The sequence below is a fragment of the Acetobacter papayae genome, from assembly GCF_047721125.1.
GTDB lineage: Bacteria > Pseudomonadota > Alphaproteobacteria > Acetobacterales > Acetobacteraceae > Acetobacter > Acetobacter papayae.
Map to the genome: position 1 here is coordinate 1 of NZ_JBDNWF010000030.1, position 10,619 is coordinate 10,619.

Genomic DNA, 10,619 nt, shown 5'->3' on the forward strand with positions numbered 1-10,619 from the left:
CGCAAAACCACGCCCCACCCGCACAGCCCCCCACGCGTTATGACAACCCGACCATTGTCATGCACTGGCTCAGCGCTTTTCTGATCGTGTTCCAGTTCGTGCTGGGGGAAACATGGCACTGGCCACCCCGCCCGCTGCATCACCCTATGGTGGTGGCGCATCTGAGTGCAGGGGTGATCCTGACCGTGCTGATCCCTGCCCGCCTGTGGTGGCGGCTGACACGGGGGCGGCATTTTGCATCGCAGCTTGCCCCACTGGACCGTTTTTTTACCATCGCCATGGAAAGCGCCCTGTATGGGCTGATCTGTATCGAGCTGGTTCTGGGTTACGCCTGGCGCTGGGGTGCGGGGCAGACCATCAGCTTTTTCGGGCTGTTAATTCCAGCCCCTTTCGCGCCACTCCCGCACGATACAGTGGTGCTGTTCAAAACCCTGCATTCATGGACAGCATGGCTCATTATCGGGCTGGCCTGCGGCCATGCACTGGCGGCCCTGATACACCAGCATATTCTCAAAGATGGTGTTCTGGACCGTATGTTACCCAGCCGCACGCGTACCGCACCCTGAAAGGAGCAGCCCCCACGCGCCATCAGTCCCGTGGGGGGAAAGCTAGCGTAACCAGCACACCACGCGCCTTCCCCGGCACAGGTGAGCATATAGACATTTCAGCATGAAAAAGCTGTGAAATCTGCCGTGCTATGGCAAGGCCAAGACCGCTGCCCTCCGCCTCGGTCTGGCCCCGCACAAACGGTTTTTCCAGTGTGGCCAGCAGGGCGGGGTCTATGGCCGGGCAGTCATTGGCGATCAGCACCCGGCGGTCGGGGGTGACCGTAACCCGCACCGGCTGATCCGCCGCCCCGTGCACCAGCGCGTTTTCCAGCAGGTTGCGCAGCATGATCCCTGCCGTATCCATATCGCCTTCCACCAGCAGGCTGTCCGCCCCCTCCACAATCATGCGCTGGCCTTTTTCACGCTCAAGCTCATGGGCCAGAAAACCGATAACCGGCACCAGATCGACCGTGCCGCCACACAGCGCCATGCCGGAGCCAATACGTGAAAGCTGCAACAGTTTTTCGACCGTGCGGCCCATACGCCGGGCCTGCGCCACAATAACACCCGCACGCGGTGCGTACGGCGTTTCGCCCAGTTGCCGCTGCAAAAGCTGAGCCTGCGCCAGCAATGCTCCGGCGGGGTTGCGCAGTTCATGCGCGGCATTGGCGGCAAAGGCGCGCTCTGTCGATAGGGCCAGATTCAGCCGCTCGAGCAGCAGGTTGACGGCGGCATGGATGGTCACAAGCTCATCAGGCAGGTCCAGCGGGGGGACAGGGGCAAGATTAGCCCCACCCCGGCTCCTGATTTCGTTCTGCAACCCGGTCAGGGGCCGCAGGGCGCGCCGCACGCTCCAGCGCACCATGAACCAGATAGCCGGAAAAAACGCCACGACCGGCAGAACCGAAATAAGCATGGCGTGGCGCACGGCCTCGCGCCGGTGGAAGGTCGGCTCGCCTACCAGAATGACATGCCGCCCCGAGGCCGAGGGCGTTACATACACCCGAAAAGACGGCACCGTGTAAAAACCCGTTTTCATGTCAGAAACAAACAGGGCCTGCGGGGCGTTCTGCGAGCGGATTTCCAGCCGCCCGTCCGGTGTGGCGATCTGGTAGGCCAGTGTGCGCCGGTCATCTGTGCCGGGCAGGCGGGCTACCTGCCCATCCGGGGCCGCAGGCCCTGCGCGATCAAGCGCACTGAGCATGAACTCAAGACGCTCCGCCACTTCCTGCAAGGAATTATCGAGCCGCTCCGTCACCTCGAAACGGGTAAAACCCGCCACAAGCACCCCCAGCAGCACCAACGCACCCAGCACCGCCACCAATGTGCCCGATACAAGCCGCGAGGCCAGGCTCCAGTGCCTGTGGGGCCGGGCTGGGCGTGGCGGGCCCGCCGGAGCCTGCTCCCGGGTGGCTATCATGGCCTATCGGTCCCGCCCAGCCGGTAGCCCCGGCCACGCACGGTCGTAATCAGTTCCGCCCCTGCTTTTTTGCGAATACGGCTGATAAATACCTCCACCGCATTGCTGTCCACATCCTCGCTCAGGCCGTACAGAACATCCTCTATCAGGTCGCGGCTGCACACCGCGCCGGGCCTGCGGGTCAGCAGTTCCACAATGGCCCATTCCCGCGCGGACAGGTCTACCATACGGCCCGCGCGCACAAGCTGGCGGCGGGCGAGGTCTATCACCACATCGCCCACAGCCAGCGAATTATCTGGCAGGGCAGCATAACGCCGCGCCACGGCCTCTATACGCGCCACAAGTTCATTCAGGTCATAGGGTTTGACCAGATAATCATCCGCCCCTTCGGACAGGCCCGCAATGCGCTCGCTGATCTGGTCCCGCGCGGTAGCAATCAACACCGCCACGGGCGAGCCCGTGCGGCGGATCTCGCGCAGGAAAATGCGGCCATCACCATCAGGCAGGCCCAGATCGAGCAGCACGAAATCGTAAAGCGAAGCCGCCATGGCCGCGCGCGCATCTTCCAGCGTGGTGAACCAGTCCGCCACATGCCCCGCCTCGCGCACACGCTCACGCACGGCAGAACCCAGAGCGGCTTCGTCCTCCACAATCAGTATCTTCATGTCGCGCGCCTTTTCATCAGCCGGGCATAGAGTGCGGGCAGCACCAGCAAGGTCAGCAGGGTGGAGGAAACCAGCCCGCCAATAACAACCGTGGCCAGAGGCCGCTCCACCTCCGCCCCGGCTGACGCCGAAAACGCCATGGGCAGAAAGCCCAGACTGGCCACCAGCGCCGTTGCCACCACCGGGCGAAAGCGCTCTTCCGCCGCCAGCCGTGCACTACGCGCGGCATCCAGCCCGCGGCTCCTGAGCGCCTGAATAGCGCTGACCAGCACCACCCCATTGAGCACCGCCACGCCAAACAACGCAATAAAACCAATACCCGCCGAAACACTAAAGGGCAGGCCGCGCGCGCTCAGGGCAAAAATACCCCCCGTTGCGGCTACCGGCAGGTTTACAAAAACCAGCCCCGCCAGCCGCACAGACCCAAAAGCCGCCACCAGCAGCCCGAAAATAAGGGCCAGTGCTACCGGCACCACCATTTCCAGCCGCGCCATGGCGGATTTAAGGTTCTGGAACTGCCCCGCCCACACCATGCTATAGCCGGGCGGCAGGCTGACACCGCGCGCCACCGCCTCCTGTGCGGCAGCCACAAAGGAGCTGAGGTCGCGCCCACGCACATTGGCCTGCACCACCAGACGGCGGCGTATGCCATCGCGGCTGATGCGTGGTGGCCCGTTTTCCACCGTTATCCGCGCCACCTCGGACAGCAGCACCGCCCCGCGCCCGTCAGCCCGGCGCACCCGCAGCCGGGCGATCTGCTCACGCGTGGCCGCCTGTGCCGGGTCGAACCGCACCTGCGTACTGATAAGCGCATTATCCACGGTTACGGCCCGGCCTACATGCCCGCCCACGGCCTCCACCACATTGAGCACTTCCTGCTGGGTTACCCCCAGACGGGCCGCCTGCGCGCGGTCGATATCGACATGGATGAACGGCACCGTGCCCTCGCCCAGCACCGCAACATCCGCCGCCCCCGGCACCCCCTGCATGATGGAGACAATCCGCGCGCCCAGCCGGGCGAGGGTGGGCAGATCGTCCCCGTAAACCGACAGGGCTATCTGGGTGCGCACGCCTGAGAGCAGGTCATCCATGCGCATCTGCACCGGCTGGCTCCATGACTGCTGCACACCGGGGAAAGCCTCCTCCAGCGCGTGGCTCATGGCCATGACCAGCCCTTCGCGCGTATGGGCCGTTTTCCATTCCGATGGGGGTTTGAGGAAAATGAAGCTGTCCGTTTCATTCACCCCCATGGGGTCTGTCGGTATGGCCGAGGTGCCAGTGCTGCTGACAATGCGCGTAACCTCGGGAAAACGGAGCAGAAGCCGCTCCTGCAAAGCCACTTCGCGCAGGGTCTGGGGCAGGGAGATACTGGGCAGGCGGGTGGCACTCAGGGTCAACGTGCCTTCACCCAGCGAGGGAATGAACTCACCGCCCAGATGCGCCCCCACCCAGAGCGAGAGCGCAAACACCACCGCTACCGCGCCAAACACGGCGCGCGCATGCCGCTCGCTCCAGTCCAGCAGCCTGACATAGCCCCGGCGCAGTGCTGCGATCAGCCGCGTATCCTCATGCCGCCCGTGCGCTTTCATGACGAGAGCAGCCAGAACCGGAATACCCACAATGCAGTAAACAAGCGAGGCCAGCAGCGCCATGATGACCGTCTGCGCCATGGGGCGGAACATCTTGCCCTCTATACCCTGCAACGTCAGGATAGGCAGATACACCATGATAATCACCACAATGCCAAAGCCTACCGGGCGCAGCACCTCCACCGCAGAGGACACGGCCAGCCGGGCGAACGGGGTGTTTTCGCCGCTGGCCTGCGCGCGGGCGCGATGGGTCATGAGGTTTTCAACCACCACCAGCGTGCTGTCCACGATCATACCGAAATCGATCGCGCCCAGACTGAGCAGGTTGGCCGAAATACCAAAACAGCGCATGCCCACCATGGCGCAGACCAGCGCAAAGGGAATGACCGAGGCAATCACCACCGAGGCCCGCCAGTCGCCCGTCACCACAATTAGCACCGCAATCACCAGCAGCGCCCCCAGCACGAGGTTTTCGCGCACGGTGGCAATGGTGCTGTCTGTCAGGGTGGAGCGCAGGTAATACGGCTCAAGCGTGACCCCGCGCGGGAGCGACTGCACAATGCCCGGCATGGCCTGCCTGATGGCAGCCAGCGTTGCATCCGAACTGGCCCCCATGCGCATCATGACAACCCCTGTCACGATTTCGCCCTGCCCGTTGCTGGTCATGGCCCCCAGCCGGGTGCGCATACCCATGGCGACATGCCCAACATCGCGCAGAAAAATGGCGCTGCCACCGGGGTTGAGCCGCACGGGAATAGCCCCGAAATCCTCCAGCGAACCAACCAGCCCACGCGCAGAGACAATCTGCTGCTCGGCATGGTGTTCTATCCACCCGCCCCCGGCGGCGGCATTGTTCTCCTCCACCGCGCGGTAGACATCCCCCACTGAAACGCCCAGCGCCAGCAGGCGTGCCTGATCCAGCGCGACTTCAAAGGTCTGCTCGCCCCCACCGCTGACATTCACCTCCACCACGCCCGGCACCAGCTTGAGTGCCGGGGCCACGCGCCATGTCATGATACGGTTGAGGTCTGTTAGCGAATACCCCGCGCCATGGATCTGGAACTGCATGATCTCGCCCAGCCCCGTGGCCAGCGGGCCGATATTGACGCTAATACCCGGCACCGTAATCAGCCCGCGCGCCTGCTGGATACGCTCCTGCACGCGGGTGCGGTCGAGATTGATGTCCGAGGCATCGTCAAACTGGACGTAAACGACCGAAACCCCCGAGCGCGAGACCGAGCGCAGGTCGGTCATGTCGGGCAGGCCCGCCATGCTGGTCTCGATGGGGAAGGTGATCAACCGCTCCACCTCCTCCGTGGCCAGCCCCGGCGCGACCACCGAAACCAGAACCTGACGGGGCGAAATATCGGGCACGGCCTCCACCGGCAGGCCCCGCACCACGGCGCATCCGGCAACAAACACCGCGTACAGCAGGCCAAGCACCAGCCAGCGCCGGGCCTGCAAGGCTGACAAAAACGCCTGCATGGCGCTCAGTCATCCCCCATACTGGATTTGAGCAGGACAGATTTGAGGGTAAAGGCGCCCTGTGTCACCACGGTCTCGCCCGCCGCCAGACCGGACAGGACAACCACCTTGCCGTCCTGCTCCGCCCCCACCCGCACCGGCCGCACCTGAAAGCGCTCCGGCCCATTGGGCACAAACATCGTGCTGACACCATCAATATCAACCACCGCCCCGGCAGGCACCACTACACCCGGTGTGGGATCACGCGTGGGCAGGCGGGTTGTCAGGAACATGCCCGGATGCAGACGGCCATCAGCATTATCCGCCCGGCTGATGACATGCACCAGCCCGGTGGCGGGGTCGGCCAGATAGCCGATGGAGGTAATGGTGGAATGCAGTACGGTGCGGGCCTGCCCTTCAGGCACCGTTACCTGCACACCGCCGGGCTGAACACGCTGGGCATCCTGTGGCAGAATATCGGAAACGATCCACACCGTGGACAGATCGGCCAAAGCGACAAGCTCGGTGTTCGGCCCGATATCGTCTGCCACGCCCACGCCTACCGTCTGCACCTCGCCCGCGCTGGGGGCGATAATGCGCGATGTTTCATCATGCCGGCCGTTCGGGCTCGCATCGCTTTCGGTTACCGAATTATATTCGCTCTCAAGCTGGTGGCGCAGCGTGTCCAGATCAGCCTGACGCGCCTGCACCTCGTCCTCCGCCGCGCGCAGGGCGGTAAAGCGGCGGCGTGTCTCCCCCGCCGATACGGCCCCGCCTTCCAGCGCGCGGCCACGCTCATAGGTGGCGCGAGCGTTCTGCAACGCTGCCTGTGCAGTGGAAAGTGCCGCCTGCGCCTTGGTAATCTGTAGGCGCACGCCATGCAGGGCGTGGTTCTGGTAGGTCAGCAACACATCGCCCGCATTGACATGCTGGCCCGGCACCACGGCAACACTCAGCACCTTGCCCGCCCCGGCAGGGTGTATCCGCACCAGATGGCTGGCTTCAGGCTGGATCATGGCCATGGCGTCAATCGTGCCGGTGAGCGCGCCCATCTGTGCGGGCCCTGTCTGCAACCCGGCATTCTGCTGCGCGGCAGAGCCCAGAGTGACGAACAGCCCCAGTTCGCCTGCCGCAGTGCCTGCCGGGGCAGCACCCGCCACGGCCCCGGCGGGCGGAGCAGCAACAAGTGTAGCAGCAGAAGGCGTGGCAAGCACGGCGGCAGAAGCAGGGACTGGGGTAACAGCAGGCGCGTTACCGGCGGGTGCATCCGCCCCCCATGCGGCGGGCAGTCCGCCCCAAGGCGGGCTCAGTGCCAGAACGCCCACGGCCTGCACAGCCAAAACCAGAGCCCGCAGGCCACGGCCCCTGTTACGGCCCGCGCATATGCCCTCCGGCACGGCCCCGGGCCGGTGCGTGCAAAGCGCTGGCTGTGCTTGACTGATTGACATTCCCCGAACCCCAGGCCGCCTGACAGGCCCCACCACCCCGGCTTGTCCGGCGCACCCGTTTTTTAACAAAGGAAGCTGACACAATCCTGAACACCCAGCCCAGACACAGCCGCACACCCGAACGGGCAGGCTATTGGGGTGCCTCATCATCATCCTTAGGGTGCACCGGCGCCTCACGCGGGGGCACCAGCGGCACGGTTGTATTCTGGCTCATCTGCTCTTTGATGCAGTTTTCGAGGGCTATGTAATCCTGCCTGCCGGTAATGCGCGTGCGCTCATCGCAATCATCCTCCAGCCCGGTCGGAATGACATCCCATATGCGCCGCAACCTGTTGAGCGCGTTGCTCTGGCTGGCAAGGCAGCTTGTCACCGCCTCGGGGGAGAAACCATCGGTGGAATTGGCGTTACGGAAGCACAGCCCGTCGGTATCGTAACGCGGGGGCCACCCCTCCGCGTGTACAGGCTTGCCTGCAACCAGCCCGAACAGAGCAGAAAACGCCAGCGCGGACACCATGGCGGCCAGCGCGCGGACTGTCATGACCCTCTACCCCCGCGCACGGGCCGCAGACGAATGAGCAGCCCGTGCCATACGGTCGCAAGCGGGAAAAGACCCAGCAGACGATGCGCCGCCCAGCCCGCTGCTGCTGCGTTGAACGCAATGGCGAGCGAGGTTGCAACTGCCGCCCCCATGCTGCCACCCGTAGGCACCAGCACCAGCAGCCCCACCAACAACACCCCAAGGGAAATGAAATTGATTGTCCGCAACGCCGCCAGATGCGCCGTCATGCCCAACAGGTCGGGCATACCCGCAAAGCAGGCGGCCACAAGCTGGCCGATTGCCAGAATGCGCAAGGTTGTGGCCCCTGCGCTATAACCCGGCCCGAACACGGCCAGCAGGCGTTCGGGAAACAGCAGCATACACGCCGTAACGGGCAGAGCCAGACACAGCACCAGCCCGATAGCCTGTGCAGCGCTCCGGTTCAGGCCATGCAGGTCGTTACGGGCATGCAGGGCGGCAAATTTGGGGGCTGCCATACCTGTAACCCCGTTAATGAACAGCAGGTTGATCAGCGCAATACGCCAGGCCAGCGCGAACAACCCTGTCTGCTGGGGCGAGGCCGCAATGCCCAGCGCAATGGCAGGCACCGCCGCGATCATGAGCTGTGTGAGTTCCAGCGTGAAAAACGACAGCCCCCGCGCAAGAAAATGCTGCTTTTCATGCGCTGCGTGCCCCGTATTCGGATAGGGCGAGAGAAACCGGCGCAGCAGGACAGCCCCCACCCCCGCCGCCATGACAAAACTGGCCGCCATGAGCAACAGAGCGTGCAGCACCGTAAACTGCTTGAGAAACACAAGCGGTAGCGCCGCAACACAGAAAATGGCGGGCCACAACCACGAATACACCATCTGGCTGTAGCCCACGCGGTGCAGCCCCGCGAGGCCACCTGCCACAACCGTACTGAGGTTCTGGGGCAGGATAGCCAGTGCGCCAAGCATCATCGGCAAAGCGAGATCGGGCTTGTGCATGACAAAATCAGCCACAGGCGTGGCAAACCCCGCCAGCAGGGCCGTTGCCACCAGCGACATCAGCACCACTACCCGCATGGCGCTGCGGGTAGCCGGGCGTACCCCGCCCTCGCGGCCCGACGCAGTATCCACCGCAAGCTGGCGCGTAAGAGCGCGATCGACCCCCAGCCGCCCGAACCCGGCCAGTGTGTTGACGATACTGAAAACGATATAAAAACGCCCGCTCTCCATCACCCCAAGACTGGCCGCCACCAGCAGGTGAAAGCCGTAGCGGCTGGGCAGGTCGAACAGGCGCACCCCCAGACTGGCCAGCGCGCCACGCAAAATGGAAGCATGCGCGCCAGAAGAAGGGGCCTGATTGTTCATGAACGCTTTCCGCTAGCCTTTTTACCCTGTTTCGCCGGTTTGGGCTGCGGCAGCACGAGCAGCAGAATGCTCTGCTGGGGCAGCGTGGCAGTGAGCGTTGCGTGCGTATACGAGGTGTCGGGCTTGCGGGTCAGGGCATTATCAACCAGTTGCCATGCCTCCACCTTACCGTGATCAGGCAGGTTGGACAGGCTGATCCTGACATGGGCCTGCGCATCCAGCCGCTTGTTGATAACAACCAACGTAATGGCACCATCCGCCCCGCGCTGTGCGGCAAAGGCTGAAACCTCATCCGGGGCGGGGGTATGGGTCTGCAGGCTGATATCGCCAAACGCGCCGCCATGACCATCGTAGTTACGATAGAGCTTTATGGCCTTGTACACCGGCATATCCGGGGACAAATCGCCCCAGCGTGTGGCGATATCCAGCCCTTCGCGCCCGAAAATACCCAGAATGTCGGCCTGCGTTGTGGCACCATTCATCTGGTGTTCGCCACCCCAGTTATACTCTGTCAGTGCGATGGGCGTGCCGGGGTAGTAATACTGATCCACCCACTGGCGCATCATGGGGATAAGCGCCACTACACTGTTGATCCATGAGGGGTCTTTATAGGTGGGGTCCCACAGGTCTCGAGTGGAGCGATTGCGCGCGCGCTGTACTTCGGGCTTGTCAGAATCCGAATACTCGCCTTCCTGCGGGTAGAAATGCAGGCTGAACACATCAATGGGGTGGCCCGCCGCCTTCCACTGCGTAAGCAGCCAGGGCACGTAGTCCATACCCGCAGTCATGCCTTCGCGGTCGGGGGTGTGATCCAGCCCGTGGGTAATGGCGTATTGCTGGTCAAACCCGCTGTAATGGTAGCCCTGCCACCCCCATTCCTCCGGCGCGACAATTTTTGCCTTGGGACTGACGGCCTTTACCGCCTTCGAATACTCAATAACCTTCTGGGCCGTTTCATCCGCATGTAGGCCAATGGGGTGCACATCGCGGTGGATAAGCTGCCACAGGCTCAGCTCATTATCGAGAATGACATAGGGCACGCCATCGGCCCCGAACTGCTTGACCAGATGACGCAGCCTGTCCTGCTCGCTCTGGGCGTCGCTAGGGGTCTGGGCGTCATGGGGGTCGTTATCGGTTATGGGCGAGCCATCGGGCTTGAAGCCATTGCCCGCATCGAACATGCCCACCGAGTCATTTTCCTGCTGGGGGCCGTATTTGGTAATGGCGAAGGAGGCCAGCCGCGAACGATCCGGGCCAAGCTTGGCCTGCCAACCCAGCATGGACAGGCTGATCATGGGCACGGCCCCGCCCTTGCGGGTCAGGCTGATAAAGCGCGGGCCAAACTGGTCGTTTATGGCCTTGGGGTCGCAGGGCACACTTTCGTAGTACCAGTCCTTGCCCGCGTTCCGTGCATCAATCCGCCAGTTATAGGCGGAAGCACTGTCCCCCCCCGAGCGGTTGATAGCAACACGCAGGTCCTTGAGGGTTTCAGTAGTGCCGAAATTCACCCCGTAAATCAGCGGGCTGATCGGGTGGCGGATAGCCCCGTCCACCGTTATGTCCACCACGGATTCGGGCGATACGGTCGCAGG

8 protein-coding genes are annotated in these 10,619 nt (G+C 63.5%); 1 reads left to right on the top strand and 7 read right to left on the bottom strand.

Annotated elements, in window-relative coordinates; translation table 11 throughout:
* Positions 1-566 (top strand): cytochrome b (locus ABF757_RS09310; protein ID WP_415481937.1); only part of this gene is annotated, 566 nt, incomplete at its 5' end.
* Positions 567-588: 22 nt separating this feature from the next.
* Here ABF757_RS09310 and ABF757_RS09315 read toward each other — a convergent pair.
* From ABF757_RS09315 to ABF757_RS09345, 7 genes are all read right to left on the bottom strand, one after another.
* On the bottom strand, positions 589-1,968 hold the full coding sequence (locus ABF757_RS09315) for an ATP-binding protein (RefSeq protein WP_415481939.1): 1,380 nt from the start codon (positions 1,966-1,968) through the stop codon (positions 589-591).
* On the bottom strand, positions 1,965-2,633 hold the full coding sequence (locus ABF757_RS09320; RefSeq protein ID WP_025860699.1) for a response regulator: 669 nt from the start codon (positions 2,631-2,633) through the stop codon (positions 1,965-1,967). The genes ABF757_RS09315 and ABF757_RS09320 overlap by 4 nt, the downstream gene beginning before the upstream one ends.
* A complete protein-coding gene (locus tag ABF757_RS09325) occupies positions 2,630-5,707 on the bottom strand; it encodes an efflux RND transporter permease subunit (protein ID WP_415481941.1) in 3,078 nt (1,025 codons plus the stop codon). Before ABF757_RS09325 ends, ABF757_RS09320 begins: the two co-directional genes overlap by 4 nt.
* Before the next feature lie 5 nt (positions 5,708-5,712).
* Positions 5,713-7,083, bottom strand: a complete 1,371-nt coding sequence (locus tag ABF757_RS09330) for an efflux RND transporter periplasmic adaptor subunit (RefSeq protein ID WP_415481942.1) — start codon at positions 7,081-7,083, stop codon at positions 5,713-5,715.
* Positions 7,084-7,264: 181 nt separating this feature from the next.
* The gene (locus ABF757_RS09335; RefSeq protein WP_415481943.1) at positions 7,265-7,672 is read right to left on the bottom strand and encodes a hypothetical protein; all 408 of its coding nucleotides are present in this window, start codon (positions 7,670-7,672) and stop codon (positions 7,265-7,267) included.
* Entirely contained in the window at positions 7,669-9,027 is a 1,359-nt protein-coding gene (locus ABF757_RS09340; protein ID WP_415481945.1) for a lipopolysaccharide biosynthesis protein, read from the bottom strand. Before ABF757_RS09340 ends, ABF757_RS09335 begins: the two co-directional genes overlap by 4 nt.
* On the bottom strand, positions 9,024-10,619 hold a 1,596-nt coding region (locus ABF757_RS09345), incomplete at its 5' end, for a glycoside hydrolase family 44 protein (RefSeq protein ID WP_415481946.1). The genes ABF757_RS09345 and ABF757_RS09340, both read right to left, overlap by 4 nt.